Origin of the sequence: Microtetraspora malaysiensis (genome assembly GCF_050947145.1) — a bacterium.
Taxonomy (GTDB): Bacteria; Actinomycetota; Actinomycetes; order Streptosporangiales; family Streptosporangiaceae; genus Microtetraspora_A; species Microtetraspora_A malaysiensis.
In genome coordinates, this window is sequence record NZ_CP191998.1 from 270,304 (window position 1) to 286,789 (window position 16,486).

The following is a 16,486-nucleotide window of genomic DNA, read 5'->3' on the forward strand; positions in this document are numbered from 1 at the left end:
GCGGTGCCGTCGTGTGGTGATTGCTGGAATAATCCGCAAATGACGATAAATGTCCCTTTAAACCGATGGGTTGTTCTGACGGCCGCTGTGCTGGTCACGGCCGTACCGGTCGCCGCGGGTCCCGCCGCCGCGCAGGCGGACCGACCCGATCCGGCACGTGCGCTCAAGCGGCAGCTCAAGAACGAGCACGGCGTTCGGACGTCCGAGACCGCGCGCGTGATCTTCAGCAAGAAGTCCGAAGGCGGGTTCCGGATCAAGGGAAGCGTGCAGCTCGGTTCATCGGGAGCGGTGGCCACCGATTTCACCTGGCGTGACATTCCCAAGCCGGGAGCCGAGAAGGCGGCCTCCCATCGTGTGATCCGCGTCGGCAAGGACGTGTACTACGACAGCGGTCAGGATTCCGGGGCGATTCCCGACGGGAAGACATGGACCCGGAGAAACCTGTCGGCCGGCCTGACCCGATACATCGCGCCGACCGCCAGCCTGCAGCCGTTCAACGTGTACGACCCGTCCATGCTGAAGGCGGTGCTGACGCGCTCGACGACCACGCCCGTCTCCGGCGGCTTCCTGTACCGGGGCACCATCAGTTACAAGGAACTGAGCAAGATCTCCACGGGCGGCTACATCAACCGCTTCACGGGCACGCCCGTCAACAAGAAAAGCAAGGGGACGATCTCCTGGCGGCTCTGGGCCGACCGCGGCGGTCTGCTCAAGCGCCTGTACACCACCGATGCTCTGGGGGCGGGGAAGGATCCGGCGATCATGCGGGTCGACACGCGCTACACCGGCTGGGGATTCCATCTCGTCATCGCCGCTCCGCCCGCCGACGAGGTCATGGACTAGTCCACGGGGCCATCGCGACGGCCTTCCCGGAGCTTCGCGCCGCCTCACCTGTCGCCTCACATTCCGGGGCGTTGTGTCGTCGTATCAGTGAGACACCATCCACCACGCAAGGTAGCTGCCCCCCGGGGTATGCGGATCGCCGTCGAGGGAGTCCTCACCATGTCCCGACACCACACATCCTCCAAGGTCGTCGTCATCGGTGGCGGTTACGCCGGCACGCTCGCGGCCAACCACCTGCGGATGCGCGCCGACGTCGACATCACTCTGGTCAATCCCCGCCCGGAGTTCGTCGAACGAGTCCGCCTGCACCAGTTCGTGGCCGGAACCGGCGAGGCCACGGTCGACTACGGCACGCTGCTCGGTGAGGGCATCCAGTTGGTTGTCGACAGCGCTACGCGCATCGACACCGCCGCCCGCGCCGTGCGGCTGGCCTCAGGCCGCGCGCTGGATTACGACTACGTCATTTACGCGGTCGGCAGCACCGGAGCGGTACCGGCGTCGGTGCCCGGCGCGGCCGAATTCGCGTTCGACATGGCTGAATTCGAGCCCGCGCAGCGGCTGCGTACCAGGCTGGAGGAGGTGCCCCGCGATGCTCCGGTCACCGTGGTCGGCGGTGGGTTGACCGGCATCGAGACGGCCGCCGAGCTCGCTGAACGGGGACGCAGGGTCACGCTGGTGTGTGGCCGGGCCCTGGCGCCGTCATTCAGCGCGTCGGGTCGCCGATCCATCGCCAAGTGGCTGTCCCGGCACGGAGTCGCGGTGCTCGAGGCCGCCGTGGTGAGCGAGGTCCGGCCGGACGAGGTCGTCTTCGCCGACGGCACGGTGCGTCCGAGCGCGCTGACCATCTGGGCGGGCGGTTTCGGTGTGCCGGAGTTGGCGGCCGCGAGCGGGCTGAGCACCGACGCGCTCGGCCGGCTGCTCACCGACGAGACGTTGACCAGCGTCGACGACGACCGCGTCGTCGCGGCCGGGGACGCCGCCGCACCGTCGGACCAGCCGCTGCGGATGAGCTGCTACGCCGCCGGGCCGCTCGGGGCGCAGGCCGCCGACACCGTGCTGAGCCGCATCGCGGGCACCGATCCGGCGGTGATCACCCTGGCCTTCTCGGGGGCGTGTGTCAGCCTCGGCCGGCACGCCGGCATACGACAGCTCGCCCGCAGGGACGACACCGCGGTGAACGCCTACGTCGGCGGCCGCATGGGCGCGGTGATCAAGGAGGTGACCTGCAAGTTCGCGGTGTCGAGGATCCGCCGCGAGGCTCGCAAGCCGGGTTCCGTCTTCTGGGTCAAGGGCGGCCCGCGTCCCGAGCAGCCGGCCTCCGCTGCACGGGCGGTCACATCCCCGTGACCGGACGCCGTGAACCTGTGCATGGAGTTGTTCAATTTCACGACGTCCCATTCGGATGGCAGTACCGAGACGCGCGGCCATCAGCTTGCCGAGGCGCGCAAGCAACTTGGGCTCGGGCAAAAGGACGTCGCGGCCGCCATGGGTGTGAGCGTTGCCCGTGTCTCACAGATCGAACATGGGGAGGTCACCTCCCTTGAGGTCATCGCCCGCTATGTAGAGGCGCTCGGGGCCCGCTTGGATCTGGTCGTCGACTTCGGCGATCGGACGGTGCGCTTGCCTGTCAGCGAGAAGTCGATGAATGCCGCTTGAGTCAGCCCTGCCGCTGTCCTGCACCGCGGCAGGGCTTTCCACCGGTCCGGGCGGCGACCGCGATCCGTCCCTGGTGGGCGAGCGTGACCGCGCGCACGATCGACGATCCCAGCCCCAGACCCGTCTGTACGGACGCGCGTCCCCTGCCCGTGCACGAACGGTTCCAGCAGCGTCTGCGCCTCCTCGGGCGGGATCTTCCGGCCAGCCGTCGAAAACAGGCGGCCAAAGCGGTGCTCTGCCAGGAGAAATAGCTTTGGGGAGATGTCAGACGATTTCGAGGTTGGCCATCATTCCCATGTCTTCGTGTTCGGCGTTGTGGCAGTGGAAGAGATAGCGGCCGCGATAGCCGTCGAAACGGGTGATGATCTCCGCCGATTCGCCCGGTCGTAGCGAGATGGTGTCCTTGAGGCCCGCGTCGTGGGGCAGCGGTGGCCGGCCGCCGCGCGAGAGCACCCGGAAGCCGACCAGATGCAGGTGGACGGGATGGTGGACGTCGGCGACCAGCCGCCACACTTCGACATCGCCGAGACGGACGGTGACATCGGAGCGGGCGGGGTCGAACGGCAGCCCGCCGATCAGCCAGCCATGACCGCCGCCCATTTGTCCGGCGCGGAAGGAGAAGTCACGCACCCTGACGGCATCCGCCCGACGCCAGGTCGGCAGATCGTTCGAGAGGGTGCGTGGGATGCGGCTGTCGTCGGCGGCGGTGCGCGCGACCCGGAAGGCCATCACCTCGCCGGTACGGCCGGAACCCAGCCGGTTGAGGAGTCTGACGCGGCTGCCGACCGGGACGCGCGAGAAGTCGATGACCACGTCGTAGCGTTCGGCCGGTGCCATCGGCAGGAGCCGGTGGGTGACCGGCGCCGCGAGCAGTCCCTGGTCGGCGCCGATCTGGACGAGATCGAGCCGGCGTCCGTCGTCGGTGACCGCTTCGAGCTCGTAATGCCGGGCGTTCGAGGCGTTCAGAATGCGCAGCCGGTAGCGGGCGGCGTCGACCTCGTGCACGGGCCACGGGGCGCCATTGACCAAGATCACGTCACCGAGGACTCCGGCGAGATAGGACCCGCGAACGCCCGGCCGCTCGCGCAGGGTGGGGTCGAGAGCGGGGTAGTCGAGGCTGCCGTCGGCGGCGAACGCACGGTCCGCGATCGCGAGGGGCAGTTCGCGCCGTCCCGCGGGCAGGCCGAGCGAGTCCTCGGCGTCGTCGCGGATGATGTGCAGCCCGGCCAGGCCCCGCCAGATCGCGGGGGCGGTGAAGTCCATCCGGTGGTCGTGGTACCACAGCAGCGTCGGCCGCTGGTCCAGCGGGAAGGTGTAATCCCTCGTCAGCTCGGTCACCACGGCCCGCGGATCATGCATCCCATGCCCGGAACCGTGCCCCATGTGCATGGAATGCTCCTGCCAGCCTTCGGGCAGGACGAGGTCGGTCGGGTACCCGTCGGAATCCGCCGGGGTCCGGCCACCGTGCAGGTGCACGGCGGTCGGCACGGGCAGTTCGTTGCGGTGGGACACGGTGACCGGCCGACCGCGGCGCGACTCGATCGTCGGGCCGGGGAAGGTGCCCTCGTACGTCCACAGCGGCGTTCTGACACCGGGCAGGATCTCCGCGCTCGCTTCGCGCTGGGTGATCTCGTAACGGTCGACACCGCCCGAGGTGTTGACCGGCTTCAGCACGGAGGGGAGCGGCAACGGCACCTGGAACGGCGGCGGCAGCGGTACGGCGCTGCGCAGTTCGGCACCGGTGATCGACGGCCGGCGGGCCAGCGCGGCCGAGGCCGACAGTCCGGTGGCCGCCATCACCCCGAGCGCCCCGCCGATGCCCAGCACTCGGCGCCTGGTCATTCCACCGGTACGGCCGGATCGGTCGTCGTACTGCTCACGCATCTTCGGTGTCCTTCTGCTCCGCCGGTCGCCGCTGGAGTGGCCGGCGCCATACGGCGATGAACTGCACGACGACCGCGACGACGGTCATCACCCCCAGCGGGATGTGCAGCCACAGTGCGCCGGACATGCCGGCGAAGTACTGCACCGTCTCGGCCGCCACCACCGCCATCGTGGCCAGGAACGGCCCGACCTGACGCAGCCGAATCCAAACCATGATGGCTGCGATCACCTGCAGGTAGCCGATGGAGGTGACGGCGTTGGCGCCGGCCGCATGCCAGCCCAGGGCGTCATAGTCACCGCTCAGATATACGCCGGCGAACACCGGCTGGCCCAAGATCGCGACCACGTGCACGCTGACGAGGGCTCGCAGTATCCACCCGGTGAGGCTCGTCCGATGCGCGGCTTCGGTTCGGGCCGGCGTGGCCACGCTTTCGGCCGCGGTAGCCATGGGGCGTCCTCCTCACTTCTGCTCTCGGATCCCGAGCGCCCCACGACGTTATGATCATCAAGTTGTCTTGTCCAAGATAAATATTGCTATGTCGTTATGTCCTGGGAGGCATGACGGTGCCGCGGCGGCCCGGCGGGCCGCCGCGTTCTGAGGGGGGCCGGGCTCATCCGGCGGGGGCGGTCTTCTCCTCGTCACGGGGGAAGAAGGGGAGCTCGATGTAGACGCGGTCGGCGGCGGCGAGAATCTTCGCGGCGTCGTCGACCGGCGGATGGATGAGCTGGTTGATCCGCTTCTTGACCGCCGCGCCGTCGGCGCCCGAGGCCATCACCCTGCGGTCCCAGCCCCTGGTGAAGACCGCACCGGCGCCGCCCAGGTCCAGGCAGGTGACGTACGGGCCGGGGGTGAAATCGCGCAGCGGCACGCCGAGCAGGTCGGCCGCCGCGTTGTACCCGGCGACCTTGCCGAGAGGGGTGGCGTGCTGGCAGGCCTGCATGACCGTGTGCTCGGCGTCGAACGCCGCCGCGGCCGTGTCTCCCGCGACGAACACCTCGGGAAGGGCGCGCAGCCGCCGGTCCACCGGAACCCGGCCGAGGTGGTCGAGCTCGTCGGAGATCTGCCGGGTGAGCTCGCTGGCCCTGATCCCCACGGACCAGACCACCGCGTCCGCCTCGACCTTGGTGCCGTCGGAGAGGACGGCGTATCCGTCGCCGACCTCCGTCACCGTCGTCCCGAGGCGGCGTTCGACGCCCAGCCCGTCCAGCGCCGCCTCGATCTCCTCGCGCGGGCCCGGGCCGAGCTGGTCTCCGACCACCTCCGACCGGTCCACCAGCAGTACCCGGCCCCCGGCGGCCAGCGCGGTCGCGGCCTCCAGGCCGACGAACCCGGCGCCGACGACCACGGCCGAGTAGTCCTCCCGGCCGCGCAGATGGTCGGTGAGCCGCCGAGCCCCGTCCAGGGTGTCGATGTCGAAGAGCCGTTCGGCGCCGGGCAGGCCCTGAGGCGGAACGAGCTCGCTGCCCGCCGCCAGCACCAGGCGGTCATAGCCGATCTCCTCGCCGTCGGCCACCACCACGCGGCGGTCGGTGTCGATCGTGCTCACCGAGGCCCGCAGGTGCTCGACGCCGATCGGTTCGAGGATCCTGCTGAGCTCCACCTTGGCCAGATCCGGCTCCGGCTCGTACAGGCGCGGCCGCAGCACCAGGTGCTCGTTCGGCGTGACGAGTGTGATGCGCAGGTCCCCTTCTCCGCGCGCCAGCGCCGCTCCCGCCGCGCTCCACACGCCCGCGAAACCGCCTCCGATGATCACAACGTGCGCCATCGTCCTGTCCTCTCTCAGCCTCGCCCCGGAAGATCGGGGTTCGGCAGGGAGACAAGACGGCGGGTTCAGATGTGACCGATGTGCCGGAATTTCGCGGGATTGGCCAGTCTCCTGAACACCGTGATCCGCCCGTCGGCGATCTCCACGGTGTCGAGCCAGACCAGCTCGCCGCCGCGGTAGGTCGCCAGGGCCGGGTGCCCGTTCACCTCGATGATCTGGAATGCGTCGGGGCGCCTGAGCTCGATCTGCCTGGCCGCCAGCAGGGCGATCCGCTCGGCGCCCCGGACCGGCCTGCGCGCGGCGGTCACCTTGCCGCCGCCGTCGGCGACATAGACGGCCCCTGGGTCCAGCAGCTCGACGAGCCCGGCGATGTCCCCCGCGTCGGCGGCCGCCTTGAACGCCTTGAGCACGCGTTCGGCCTCGGCCCTGGACGCCCGGGGCCGCTCCTTGACCGCGGCGACCCGCGCCCGCGCCCGGGAGGCGAGCTTGCGGCCGGCGGCGGGAGTGCCGCCGAGCACCTCGGCGATTCGGCCGAACGGGAAGTCGAAGACGTCGTGCAGCACCAGCGCGACGCGCTCGGCGGGGGTGAGTGTCTCCATGACCACCAGCATCGCGGTGCTCACCGACTCGTCCATGAGCACCCGGGCGGCGGCGTCGGGCCCGGTCAGCAGCGGCTCGGGCAGCCAGGAGCCGACATAGGACTCGCGCCGGACCCGCGCCGACTTCAACACGTTGTACGACGCCCGGGCGGCCAGGGTCACCAGCCAGGCCCGCAGATCCCGTACCTCGGACAGGTCGGCGGCGGCGGCGCGCAACCAGACCTCCTGCGTCACGTCCTCGGCCTCGGCCACGGTGCCGAGGATCCGGTAGGCGGCACCGAAGACCGCGGGGCGATGCGACTCCCAGTCGGCCTCCGCCAACGGGCCGGTCAGCTCCACCCTCGGCCTCCTGGATCAGTGATCGACCTCCGATCCTAGGCAGAACGCCCCGCCCCTCCGAAGGGCGCCCTCGTCGGCTGTGGAGCGCCACGTCGGCTCTCCCCTCGCGACCCTGTCGATCTTTCCTTGAAGGCCTCGCAGGGCTTACTGAATCGCGGTGAGCGCGGCGTTCCTGGCGTCGATGTCGTCCTGTGTCTCGGGCGCCATCAGTCCCAGGTTGTCGCTGATCCGCAGCTTGATGTCGACCAGCTCGCGCTGCTGCTCCTCGTATCGGCGGAATGCTTCCTGGTGGTCTCCGCCCGCCAGTTCCGCGGCGAGCCGGTAGGCGCCGGTCAGGGCAAGCTCCGCCCCGGCCCCCGAGGCGGGTGAGGCGCAGTAGGCGGCGTCTCCCACAAGGGCCACCCGGCCGACCGACCATGACGGCATGCGTACCTGGGTCAGGGCGTCGAAGTAGAGGTCAGGGTCGGCCAGCGCGCCGTCCAGGAGCTCCGGCACCTGCCACGACGTCTCGCCGGCGAAGTTCTCCTTCAGCAACCGGCGCTGCTCGTCCAGGTCGCGGTGGTCGTAGTCCATCGGCTCGGGACGCCGGAACATGAAGTACGCCTTGGCCTGGGCGTGGTTGCCCGAGCGGTAGATCCCGGCCATCTTCCCCGGCCTGTTGAACATCGTGATCGTACGGTCCACGCCCAGTGCCGCGTCGGCGTTGCCGAACGCGAAGTAGTAGCCCTTGTAGTCGAGGAATTCCGACTCCGGTCCGAAGGCCAGGCGCCGCACGTTGGAATGCAGACCGTCCGCGCCGATGACCAGGTCGAACCGGCCGGCGTCGCCGCTTTGGAACGCGACCGTCACGCCGGCGGAGTCCTGCGCCAGGCTCTTGATCGAGTCGCCGAAGACGTAGTCGACGTCGTCCTCGGTCACGCCGTAGAGGATCTTCACCAGGTCGCCGCGCATGATCTCAAGGTCGTTCGCGAGCTCCACGGAGGCCGCCCGCCGCCCCGTGGCGTCCACGAACTCCATCTCGCGCACATCGGCCACCGCCGCCCGGATCCGCGGCAGGATGCCCATGCGCTCGACCACGTCCAGTGCCTGGTCACGTACGTCCACACCCTGGCCGCCGACTCGCAGCTCGGAGCTCCGCTCGACCACCGTGACCTGGAAACCGTGCTTGGTCAGCCAGTAGGCCAGGGTCTGCCCGGCGATGCTCGCTCCCGAGATCAGAACTTTCTTGCTCATTCCAACTCCAAGGGTGTCGTTTTCGATGCGCGCAGTCGTGGGTCCCGTCCCGCGCAGGGAGAAGAAACCGGACCTCGCGGTACGATAAGTGAAATGCACGTTCCAGTAGATTATGTGGAAGGAGCGTTTCAGTTGTCAACGAGTGCTGGGCCGGGTGGTGGAACCCGGCGTAGAGCCGATGCCGTGCGCAACCGCGAGCTCGCCCTGCAAGCGGCCACCGCGCTGCTGGCCGAGCCGGGCGCCACCCTCACCGTCGAGGCCATCGCCGCGAGGGCCGGCCTCGGGGCGGCGACCGTGGTGCGCGCCTTCGGCGGCAAGGACGCCCTCTTGGACGCCGCGGTCGCCGGCCTGCTCGAACCGGTGGTCCAGCGTGCCCGCGACCTGCTGGCCCAGCACGCGCCGGAGCAGGCCCTGCGAACCTTCCTGTCCGAACTGATCGCCTTCCAGGCCGCGCACCACGCCCTCAGCGACCAGTTGGACGGCCGGAACCTGCCCGCTACCACGGCCCTGCGCGCCGATCTGGTCCAGGCCGTGGAGCAGATGATCGTCGGCGCGCGGCGGGACGGCGCGATCCGCGCCGACCTCGACCCGGCCCTCACCACCGCCCTGATCGGCCAGACCGCCTATGCGATCGCGCGTTCCCAGCCCGTATCGCAGGAGCTCGCCGACGCCTTCATCACCGTTCTCATGGACGGTCTTCGCCCCCAGCCTTCCTCCCGGCCGCCTCGGCACGGGGCATGATGAATCTCCCAGGGCAACGCGATCTGGGGGAGGTATTTACCTATCCGCGTGGTTCATCCACTTATGGGCGTCGAGTGAGTAGTCGTAAGACGGACGCCCACGTGCCCCGCTGACGTGGAAGGGCGCGCCGGCGTCGTCGATGCGCAGCAGGCCGCGACGGGCTCCGCTGGACCACTCAAGTTCCAGGAACCAGCGCACATCCCGCATGGTCGAGCGCGCGGTCACCATGAGCACCTCGGGATCGGACACGTCCACCTTCAGAGGAAAGCCGCGCTGCTTGCCGCCAGGGGCGGCGATCGGCCGGGCCGCGTCCAGATCCACTTCGAATCCTCTCGGAGTCAGCGGGCCGCCGCAGCCCACGTCTCGGAATCCCATGAGGTAGTCGTTCCACGGCAGCGCGGGGTCGCTTGCCGCCACGCGGACGCGGATCGAGTGGAGCACGACCGCCTCGGCGCCGGCTCCCTGGGCGGCGATTTCGATGAGCTGGTCGCCGGAGGTGACGGCGCCGTGCGCGGCAACCCAGGTGGGCGCCTCCTGCCTTGCGGGCGGGGCCTGCACCTGGGATGGAGGCCGGTTGACGAGATAGCGCGGCGTGCACCGCCGCCCACACCAAGATCACAGCGCAGGCCGTCAGCCGGCCCCTCAACCACCTGGTGATCACGGTCAAGAACGTCGGTGGCGCCGCCTGTGATCTGTACGGCTACCCCGGCCTGCGGTTCAGCGGGGCGCAGGCGCTCGCCCCCGCCATCGAGGACTCCCAGCCCCAGTCGGTTGTCACGCTGCGGCCGGGCAAGTCCGGCTACGCGTCCGTCATCCTGTCCGCGGCAGACGGCAGCGGTTCGCGCGGCCGTACCGTCAAGCGCCTCAAGGTCTATTTCCTCAACAGCAACCTGACCGGCGGCGTCGGCCGCCCCGCGACTCCCGCCCTGCCCGCGCGTGGCGTCTACGTCGACGGCTCGCTCAAGGTCACCTACTGGCAGTCGACGCTGCAGGACGCGCTCACCTGGTGAGTGCCCGGCAAACGCGGGTAACAGGCGGTGCTCGCCGCTCGCGGCGGCGGGCCCGCAATGGGCTGCCATGACCTTCTACGCTGTGTACAAATTGGTGGAGAGGGGTGCGCGGGTGCGGCTCGGCAGTCTGGAACGCTCGATCATGGAAGCGCTGTGGGAGCACCCCGAGGGGGTGCTGGCGCAGGACGTGGCTGCCGCGCTCACGCCTCGTCCCGCGGTCACCACCGTCCTGACGGTGCTGGTACGGCTGGTCGACAAGGGCCTGGTCTCGCGCGAGCGCCAGGGCAGGGCGCATCTGTACACGGCCAGCATGAGCAAGGACGCCCTCGCGGCCGAGGCCATGCGGGCCGCGCTGGCCGACGCGGGAGATCTGGAGGCCGCGGTCAACCGGTTCGTGGGCGCGGTCCCGCCCGAGGTGGCCGAAGCGCTGCGGGCGGCGCTGGCGGATCGGGAATCCTCGTGATGGGCTGGCTGATCGCCACCGCCATCGCCATGATGCCGATCCTGCTGGGTGGGCGGATGGCGGAACGCCTGGCGACCGCCGCATGGGCGAGCAGGCACCCGCGCGCCGCGCTCGTGCTGTGGCAGGCGATCGGGCTGGCCGGCGGCCTCGGTGCGATCGGGGCCGGCCTGGTGGCAGCGGTGACGGTCTTCCCGCACGGCCTGCACCAGCTTGGGCACCAGGTCGTCGATGGTCGCGGGCTGGCCGGCCTGGGGCCGGTGCGCGTCGCCGCGCTGGCCTGGGCCGTGGCGGTACCGGCCTGGCTGCTGCTCCACACCGTCAGGGCGACAGTGCGAACGGTGGCCGAGCAGCGGCGCCAGCGCCTCCTGGTGGACGTGGCGGCCGAGCACCGGGCCGAGCACGATATCTACGTGCTGCCCGGCAGCAGCCCGGTCGCTTACTGCGTGCCGGGGTCCACCGCGCGGGTCGTCCTGAGTCGCGGGGCGCTCCAGCTGCTGAGCGAGCGGGAACTGGCCGCCGTACTCGCCCACGAACGCGCCCACGCCCGCGGGCGCCACGACCGCGTCCTGCTCCCGTTCATCGCGCTGGCCGGCGCGTTTCCGTGGCTGCCTGCCGTACGGACAGCACGCTCGGCCGTACCCGTGCTGCTGGAGATGATCGCCGACGATCAGGCCTGCCGTGGGCGTGATCGCCTGGACCTCGCCCGCGCCATCGTGCACATGATCACGCCCGGATCGTCCCCGGTGGCCGTCGCACCGGGGCTGGCCGACGCCGCTGTCGTCCAGCGGGTGGAGCGCCTGCTGCACGCTCGAACCACGACGACCAGATGGGCCGGAGCGGCCGCCTACGGCACGGCGATAGCTCTCATGATGGGCCCCGTGGTCGTTCTGGCAGCCCCCATCGCCTGCGTCGTCATCTGGCCAGGGTGACCGACCCTCTGGGCAAGCCACCGCTGTCATCTGGCACATCGACCCCGCCGTCATCTTCTACGCTATGTAGAAGTTACTGGAAGGGAGATCCGGATGTCCCAGCAGCAGGACCGGGCCGAGGCGCGGCGCGCCAAGCTCCAGGCCGTCCAAGCCGAGCAGGAGAGATCCACGGCCCGCAGGCGCAACACCACCGTCACGTTCGCCGCGGTCGGTGCGTTCCTCGTGATCGTGGCCGGTGCGTTCGTCGTCACCAAGGCCACCTCGGGAGGCGGCGAGGCGCAGAGTGTCCAGTTGGTGCGGTCCGACAGCCACAGGCTGCAGAGCGCGCCCGGTGACAAGGTGACGTTGGTGGAGTTCCTCGACTTCGAGTGCGAGGCCTGCGGCGCGGCGTTTCCCGTCATCGAGCAGCTGCGCAAGCAGTACTCAGGCAAGGTGACCTTCGTGGCCCGCTACTTCCCCATAGCCAGCCACTTCAACGCCGAACGCGCCGCCCGCGCGGTCGAGGCCGCCGCCAAGCAGGGCAAGTTCGAGGCCATGTACCAGCAGATGTACCAGGTGCAGAAGCAGTGGGCGGAGAAGAAGGTGCCCGCCGACGAGCTGTTCCGCTCCTTCGCCCGCGGGCTCGGCCTGGACATGACGGCCTGGGAGAAGGCCTACAACGATCCCGCCACGCTGACCCGCATCGAGCAGGACGTCGCCGACGGCAAGGCGCTCGGCGTCGAAGGCACCCCGACGTTCTTCCTCAACGGCCAGAAGCTTCAGCCCGAGTCCACCGACGACATCAAGGCGGCCATCGATGCTGCTCTCGCCGGCTGACACCGCACAGCAGGACCGGGCGGGTTTCCCGCGCCTGCTGCCCGTTCTCCTGCTGGTCGGCGGCCTGATCGGGCTCGCGGCGGCGTTCGCCCTCACCGTCGAGAAGATCGCCCTGCTGAAGGACCCGGACTACGTGCCCAGCTGCAGCATCAACCCGGTGCTGTCGTGCGGCTCCATCATGAAGACCCCGCAGGCCGAGCTGTTCGGCTTCCCCAACCCGTTGCTGGGCATCGCCTCCTTCGCCGTCCTGGTCACCGTCGGCGCGGCGCTGCTGGCCGGCGCGCGCTTCCACCGCTGGTTCTGGTACGGCCTGCAGCTCGGCGCCACGCTCGGGGTCGTCTTCGTGCACTGGCTGATCTACCAGAGCCTCTTTGTCATCGGCGCGCTGTGCCCCTACTGCATGATCGTCTGGGCAGTCACCATCCCGGCCTTCGTCTACGTCACACTGCGGAACTTCCCGGCCAGGCGGCTGACCCAGTACCACAGCGTGATCGTGGCTCTCTGGTTCCTCGCCGTGATCACGTTGATCCTCATCCGGTTCTGGTCGTACTGGAGCAGCCTGATCTAGCGTCTAAACGGTGGCGAGCTCCCGTACGAGACGATCTATCTCCTCAGCCGTGTTGTAGTAGTGGACGGAGGCGCGAACGAGCTCGCCCAGCCCGCGGTCGGTCATGTCGAGCAGGGTCGAAGGGGCGCGGGAGACGCTGACGTTCATGGATCGAGCACTCAGGTGAGTCTTGATCTCGTCGGCGGGAACGCCGTCGAGGGTGAAGGTGACGAGGCCGCAGCGTTCGGCGCCTCGGTCATGAACCCGGCAGTCAGGGAGCTCGCCGAGCCGTTCACGTAGCAGCTCGGCGAGCGAGTAGACGCGGTCCCGGATGTCGTCCAGGCCCCACGCCAACGCCTCGTCGATGGCCGTGCCCAACCCCAGGCGGGCGGCCACGCCGTACTCCCACGTCTCGAAACGGCGCGCGCCCGGCTGCTGCTCGTAGCTGTCGGGCGAGACCCAGCGGGCGCCGTGCAGATCGAGGAAGGGCGGGTCGAGCCGGTGGAGGGCGGTGCGCCGGACGTAGAGCAGGCCCGTACCGCGCGGGGCGCGCAGGTACTTGCGCCCGGTCGTCGACAGCAGGTCGCAGCCGATGACGGAGACGTCCACGGGGAGTTGCCCGACGGACTGGCAGGCGTCCAGCAGGTACAGCGCGCCGACCTCCGCGGCCACCTTGCCGACCTCGGCCGCCGGATTGACCAGGCCGCCGTTGGTGGGGATGTGGGTGAGCGAGACGAGTTTGACCCGCTCGTCGGCCATCTCACGCAGTGCCTCGACGGAGATCTGGCCGAGGCCGTCGTTGGGCACCACGTCCACCTGGACGCCGTGGCGGTCGGCGATCTGGAGGTAGGCGATGAAGTTGCTGGCGTACTCGGCTTTGCTGGTGAGGATGCGGTCGCCGGGCTTCCAGGGAATGGCGTAGAAGGCCAGATCCCAGGCGCGGGTGGCGCTGTCGACGAGCGCGATCTCGTCGGGTGCGCAGTTCAGCAGGCGAGCGGCCGAGTGGTAGACCGCCTCCAGTCGTGCGGCTTCACGGTTGGCCGCCTCATATCCGCCTGTGTCCGCTTCGCGGCGGAGATGATCGATCACGGTGTCGAGCACCCCGCGCGAGGGCAGCGCGGCCCCGGCGTTGTTGAAGTGGGCGACCTTACCGACACCAGGGGTGAGCTCCCGTGCGCGGGCGACGTCGATCACGAGGCCACCAGCCGCAGGAACGCCCGGACGCGGGGATGGTCGGGATCGGTGAAGAAGCTCGACGGCGGCCCCTGGGAGATCACCGTGCCGCCGTCCATGAACACGACCCGGTCCGCCACCTCCCGCGCGAACGCCGTCTCGTGCGTGACCACCACCATCGTCATGCCCTCCCGCGCGAGCTCGCGCATCACCTGGAGCACCTCCGCGTGTAACTCGGGATCGAGTGCGGAAGTCGGTTCGTCGAAGAGGATCACCTCGGGCTTCATGGCCAGCGCCCGGGCGATCGCGACCCGCTGCTTCTGCCCGCCCGACAGCTTGGCCGGATAGCAGTCGCACTTGTCGGCCAGCCCGACCCGGGCCAGCAGTTCGCGCGCCTGGGGCTCGGCCTGCGCTCGCGGCACGCGCCGTACCGACAGCGGGCCCTCCATGACGTTCTGCAGGGCCGTCATGTGCGGGAAGAGGTTGAACTGCTGGAAGACCATGGCGGTACGGCGGCGCACCTCCCGAGCGGACCGTTTGGTCAGCTCGTGGCCGCAGATGCGCACGGCCCCCGCATCGGGAACCTCCAGCAGGTTGAGGCAGCGGATCAGGGTGGTCTTGCCCGAACCGGAAGGGCCCATGACCACGACCACCTCGCCCCGCTCCACGTCCAGGTCGACGCCCTTGAGCACCTCCAGGTCGCCGAAGCGTTTGTGCAGGTCACGCACGCTGACGATCACGCGTAGGCCCTCCTCGTCCTGCGCTCCAGCACCTGCTGGCCGAGCTGTAGCAACGTGTTGATCCCCCAGTACAGGAGGCCTACCAGCAGCAGCGCCTCCATGTAGCGGAAGGTCGAGGTGCCGATCCTCTCGGCCACCCGCGTCAGTTCGACGACCGTGACCGCCGAGGCCAGGGAGGTGTCCTTCATCAACGCGACGAACCTGCTGCCCACGGCGGGGGTAGCGATCCTGATCGCCTGCGGGAAGACGATCCGGCGCAGGGTTCGCCAGTACGGCATCGCCATCGAGGCCGCCGCCTCCCACTGCCCCTTGTCCACCCCGAGGATCCCCGCGCGGAAGTTCTCGCTCAGGTAGGCCGCGGAGAACAACGTGAACGCCACGATCGCCGACGGGATGGGCGGGATCTCCACTCCCAGCTGCGGCAGCCCGAAATAGACAATCATGATCTGGATCAGCAGCGGCGTTCCGCGGAAAACCGACACATAGGCGGCGGCCAATGCCCGCAGCACCCGGCTGCCCGAGATCCGCGCCAGGGTGACGAGCGCTCCGACGACGCTGCCGAGGACGAACGACACCACGCCCAGCGTGATCGTCACGCCGAGGCCGGTGAGCAGGTCGGGCAGGAAGTCGACCAGGAGGTCCATCAGACCCCCTTGAGCTGCTCGGCCATGTCCAGGCCACCGAGCCACTTCTTGGAGATCGCGGTCAGCGTTCCGTCGGCGATCATGTCACCGAGCGCCTTGTCCACCGCCGCCTTGAACGCGGTCGACCCCTTGGCGAAGGAGATGCCGTTGACCTCCGACTCCAGCAGGGGCCCGGCCGGCTTGACCGCCAAGCCGTTCTTCTGCGCCAGGAAGGCGCCCTGGAAGCGGGACACCAGGGCCGCGTCGGCGCGTCCCCTGCCGACCTCGGTCAGCCCGAGCGTGGCGTTCTCGTAGGTCTTGATCTCAGCGCCCGGGATCGACTTCTCGGCGAAGGCGGCCTGCGTGGTGCCCGCCGTCACCGCCACCTTCCTGCCTTCCAGGTCGGCCACCCCGCCGATCGACGAGGTGCTGCCGACGAAGATCGAGATGCCGTTGACCTGGTACGGCCTGGAGAAGTCGACCTGCTTCTTGCGTTCGTCGGTGATGGTCTGACCCGCGATCACTGCGTCGAACCTGCCCGCCTGGACTCCGGCGATGAAGCTCTGGAAGTTCGACGCGACGAACTCCACCTTCTTGATGCCGAGCCGCTTGGCCAGCTCGTTGGCGACGTCGACGTCGTAGCCGGCGGGCTTGCCGTTCTCCAGGAAGTTCCATGGAGGGTTCGCCTGGGTCTGCGCGACGCGGATGACACCCGCGTCCTTGATCTGCTGGAGGAGATCTCCCTTGGCCTGACCGCCACAGGCGGTCAAGGCAGTCGCCGCGGCCACCATCACCATCAACCGAACCATCGACCTGCAACAGCTCGCCACCGCCGGTGCCTCCTTCTCGCGCTCACGCACGACTCGCCGGTCGGCCCTGCCCCCCGGCGCTCGTCAAAGCACCTCACGGCCAATATCGTCATATCTGTTCATATGACTGACTATGCGAAGAGTGCGCCGAACCGTGGTGCCCGTCAAGAGGGCGGACGGAGGTAACAACTCCCACGCCATGAACGCCTGACCCAGGAGTGCAGGCACTCTCGTCGTCGGCGACCGGCATGGTGCGCGGGCGATGAGCAGGTGGCGGCGCCGTTCTTTCTCATGAACGCGCGGAGGTCTTGGTCA

General features: G+C 69.3%; 18 protein-coding genes and 1 pseudogene. 9 read left to right on the forward strand and 10 right to left on the reverse strand.

The features are described 5' to 3' along the window. The first annotated feature begins 3 nt into the window (after positions 1-3). From ACQP1V_RS01365 to ACQP1V_RS01375, 3 genes are all read left to right on the forward strand, one after another. Complete coding sequence (locus ACQP1V_RS01365; protein ID WP_433418006.1) at positions 4-843, forward strand: hypothetical protein; 840 nt, start codon at positions 4-6, stop codon at positions 841-843. 159 nt (positions 844-1,002) lie between these two features. Then, a complete protein-coding gene (locus ACQP1V_RS01370; protein WP_433418009.1) occupies positions 1,003-2,190 on the forward strand; it encodes an NAD(P)/FAD-dependent oxidoreductase in 1,188 nt (395 codons plus the stop codon). Positions 2,191-2,211: 21 nt separating this feature from the next. Further along, positions 2,212-2,499, forward strand: a complete 288-nt coding sequence (locus ACQP1V_RS01375; RefSeq protein WP_433418012.1) for a helix-turn-helix domain-containing protein — start codon at positions 2,212-2,214, stop codon at positions 2,497-2,499. A gap of 264 nt (positions 2,500-2,763) precedes the next feature. Here ACQP1V_RS01375 and ACQP1V_RS01380 read toward each other — a convergent pair whose 3' ends face one another. The 5 genes from ACQP1V_RS01380 to ACQP1V_RS01400 all read right to left on the reverse strand — a co-directional run bounded on the left by ACQP1V_RS01380 (position 2,764) and on the right by ACQP1V_RS01400 (position 8,320). Next, positions 2,764-4,383: a multicopper oxidase family protein gene (locus tag ACQP1V_RS01380; protein WP_433418014.1), complete on the reverse strand. Its 1,620-nt coding sequence runs from the start codon at positions 4,381-4,383 to the stop codon at positions 2,764-2,766. Beyond that, positions 4,376-4,831, reverse strand: coding sequence for a hypothetical protein (locus ACQP1V_RS01385; protein WP_433418017.1), 456 nt, complete (start codon positions 4,829-4,831; stop codon positions 4,376-4,378). Before ACQP1V_RS01385 ends, ACQP1V_RS01380 begins: the two co-directional genes overlap by 8 nt. Positions 4,832-4,994: 163 nt before the next feature. Then, complete coding sequence (locus ACQP1V_RS01390; RefSeq protein ID WP_433418019.1) at positions 4,995-6,149, reverse strand: NAD(P)/FAD-dependent oxidoreductase; 1,155 nt, start codon at positions 6,147-6,149, stop codon at positions 4,995-4,997. Between the two features lie 65 nt (positions 6,150-6,214). Then, on the reverse strand, positions 6,215-7,087 hold the full coding sequence (gene sigJ, locus ACQP1V_RS01395) for an RNA polymerase sigma factor SigJ (RefSeq protein ID WP_433418022.1): 873 nt from the start codon (positions 7,085-7,087) through the stop codon (positions 6,215-6,217). A 144-nt stretch (positions 7,088-7,231) separates the two neighbouring features. Beyond that, positions 7,232-8,320, reverse strand: a complete 1,089-nt coding sequence (locus tag ACQP1V_RS01400; protein WP_433418025.1) for an FAD-dependent monooxygenase — start codon at positions 8,318-8,320, stop codon at positions 7,232-7,234. A gap of 183 nt (positions 8,321-8,503) precedes the next feature. Here ACQP1V_RS01400 and ACQP1V_RS01405 point away from each other — a divergent pair, with 183 nt between their 5' ends. Continuing rightward, positions 8,504-9,061, forward strand: coding sequence for a TetR/AcrR family transcriptional regulator (locus ACQP1V_RS01405; RefSeq protein ID WP_433418028.1), 558 nt, complete (start codon positions 8,504-8,506; stop codon positions 9,059-9,061). 36 nt (positions 9,062-9,097) lie between these two features. On the opposite strand, the gene ACQP1V_RS01410 is transcribed toward ACQP1V_RS01405, so the two are convergent. Next, a complete protein-coding gene (locus ACQP1V_RS01410) occupies positions 9,098-9,619 on the reverse strand; it encodes a hypothetical protein (protein WP_433418030.1) in 522 nt (173 codons plus the stop codon). A gap of 47 nt (positions 9,620-9,666) precedes the next feature. Here ACQP1V_RS01410 and ACQP1V_RS01415 point away from each other — a divergent pair. The 5 genes and pseudogenes from ACQP1V_RS01415 to ACQP1V_RS01435 all read left to right on the forward strand — a co-directional run. Continuing rightward, positions 9,667-10,071, forward strand: a pseudogene (locus ACQP1V_RS01415) (DUF4232 domain-containing protein); the annotation flags it as partial. Between the two features lie 67 nt (positions 10,072-10,138). Continuing rightward, positions 10,139-10,534: a BlaI/MecI/CopY family transcriptional regulator gene (locus tag ACQP1V_RS01420; RefSeq protein WP_433418032.1), complete on the forward strand. Its 396-nt coding sequence runs from the start codon at positions 10,139-10,141 to the stop codon at positions 10,532-10,534. Continuing rightward, the gene (locus tag ACQP1V_RS01425; RefSeq protein WP_433418035.1) at positions 10,534-11,463 is read left to right on the forward strand and encodes a M56 family metallopeptidase; all 930 of its coding nucleotides are present in this window, start codon (positions 10,534-10,536) and stop codon (positions 11,461-11,463) included. Before ACQP1V_RS01420 ends, ACQP1V_RS01425 begins: the two co-directional genes overlap by 1 nt. 93 nt (positions 11,464-11,556) lie before the next feature. Further along, positions 11,557-12,279 carry a DsbA family protein gene (locus ACQP1V_RS01430; protein ID WP_433418037.1) on the forward strand — a complete coding sequence of 241 codons (723 nt, stop codon included), beginning with the start codon at positions 11,557-11,559 and terminating at the stop codon, positions 12,277-12,279. Beyond that, positions 12,260-12,847 (forward strand): vitamin K epoxide reductase family protein, encoded by a 588-nt coding sequence (locus ACQP1V_RS01435; protein WP_433418039.1) that lies wholly within the window; start codon positions 12,260-12,262, stop codon positions 12,845-12,847. Before ACQP1V_RS01430 ends, ACQP1V_RS01435 begins: the two co-directional genes overlap by 20 nt. 3 nt (positions 12,848-12,850) lie before the next feature. Here ACQP1V_RS01435 and ACQP1V_RS01440 read toward each other — a convergent pair whose 3' ends face one another. Genes ACQP1V_RS01440 through ACQP1V_RS01455 form a run of 4 tightly spaced genes read right to left on the reverse strand, consistent with a single transcriptional unit; the run spans position 12,851 to position 16,159 of the window. Beyond that, positions 12,851-14,020, reverse strand: a complete 1,170-nt coding sequence (locus tag ACQP1V_RS01440; protein ID WP_433418042.1) for an aminotransferase class V-fold PLP-dependent enzyme — start codon at positions 14,018-14,020, stop codon at positions 12,851-12,853. Beyond that, a complete protein-coding gene (locus ACQP1V_RS01445) occupies positions 14,017-14,739 on the reverse strand; it encodes an amino acid ABC transporter ATP-binding protein (RefSeq protein ID WP_433418044.1) in 723 nt (240 codons plus the stop codon). The genes ACQP1V_RS01440 and ACQP1V_RS01445 overlap by 4 nt, the downstream gene beginning before the upstream one ends. Beyond that, positions 14,736-15,383, reverse strand: a complete 648-nt coding sequence (locus ACQP1V_RS01450) for an amino acid ABC transporter permease (RefSeq protein ID WP_433418047.1) — start codon at positions 15,381-15,383, stop codon at positions 14,736-14,738. Before ACQP1V_RS01450 ends, ACQP1V_RS01445 begins: the two co-directional genes overlap by 4 nt. Further along, entirely contained in the window at positions 15,383-16,159 is a 777-nt protein-coding gene (locus ACQP1V_RS01455) for a transporter substrate-binding domain-containing protein (protein ID WP_433418050.1), read from the reverse strand. The genes ACQP1V_RS01450 and ACQP1V_RS01455 overlap by 1 nt, the downstream gene beginning before the upstream one ends. Between the last annotated feature and the right edge of the window lie 327 nt (positions 16,160-16,486).

Coding starts and splice junctions, on each gene's coding strand:
- ACQP1V_RS01370 (WP_433418009.1), top strand. CDS start 1,003: ATGTCCCGACACCACACATCCTCCAAGGTCGTCGTCATCGGTGGCGGT.
- ACQP1V_RS01375 (WP_433418012.1), top strand. CDS start 2,212: ATGGAGTTGTTCAATTTCACGACGTCCCATTCGGATGGCAGTACCGAG.
- ACQP1V_RS01380 (WP_433418014.1), bottom strand. CDS start 4,383: ATGCGTGAGCAGTACGACGACCGATCCGGCCGTACCGGTGGAATGACC.
- ACQP1V_RS01385 (WP_433418017.1), bottom strand. CDS start 4,831: ATGGCTACCGCGGCCGAAAGCGTGGCCACGCCGGCCCGAACCGAAGCC.
- ACQP1V_RS01390 (WP_433418019.1), bottom strand. CDS start 6,149: ATGGCGCACGTTGTGATCATCGGAGGCGGTTTCGCGGGCGTGTGGAGC.
- ACQP1V_RS01400 (WP_433418025.1), bottom strand. CDS start 8,320: ATGAGCAAGAAAGTTCTGATCTCGGGAGCGAGCATCGCCGGGCAGACC.
- ACQP1V_RS01420 (WP_433418032.1), top strand. CDS start 10,139: ATGACCTTCTACGCTGTGTACAAATTGGTGGAGAGGGGTGCGCGGGTG.
- ACQP1V_RS01425 (WP_433418035.1), top strand. CDS start 10,534: ATGGGCTGGCTGATCGCCACCGCCATCGCCATGATGCCGATCCTGCTG.
- ACQP1V_RS01430 (WP_433418037.1), top strand. CDS start 11,557: ATGTCCCAGCAGCAGGACCGGGCCGAGGCGCGGCGCGCCAAGCTCCAG.
- ACQP1V_RS01435 (WP_433418039.1), top strand. CDS start 12,260: ATGCTGCTCTCGCCGGCTGACACCGCACAGCAGGACCGGGCGGGTTTC.
- ACQP1V_RS01450 (WP_433418047.1), bottom strand. CDS start 15,383: ATGGACCTCCTGGTCGACTTCCTGCCCGACCTGCTCACCGGCCTCGGC.
- ACQP1V_RS01455 (WP_433418050.1), bottom strand. CDS start 16,159: ATGGTGATGGTGGCCGCGGCGACTGCCTTGACCGCCTGTGGCGGTCAG.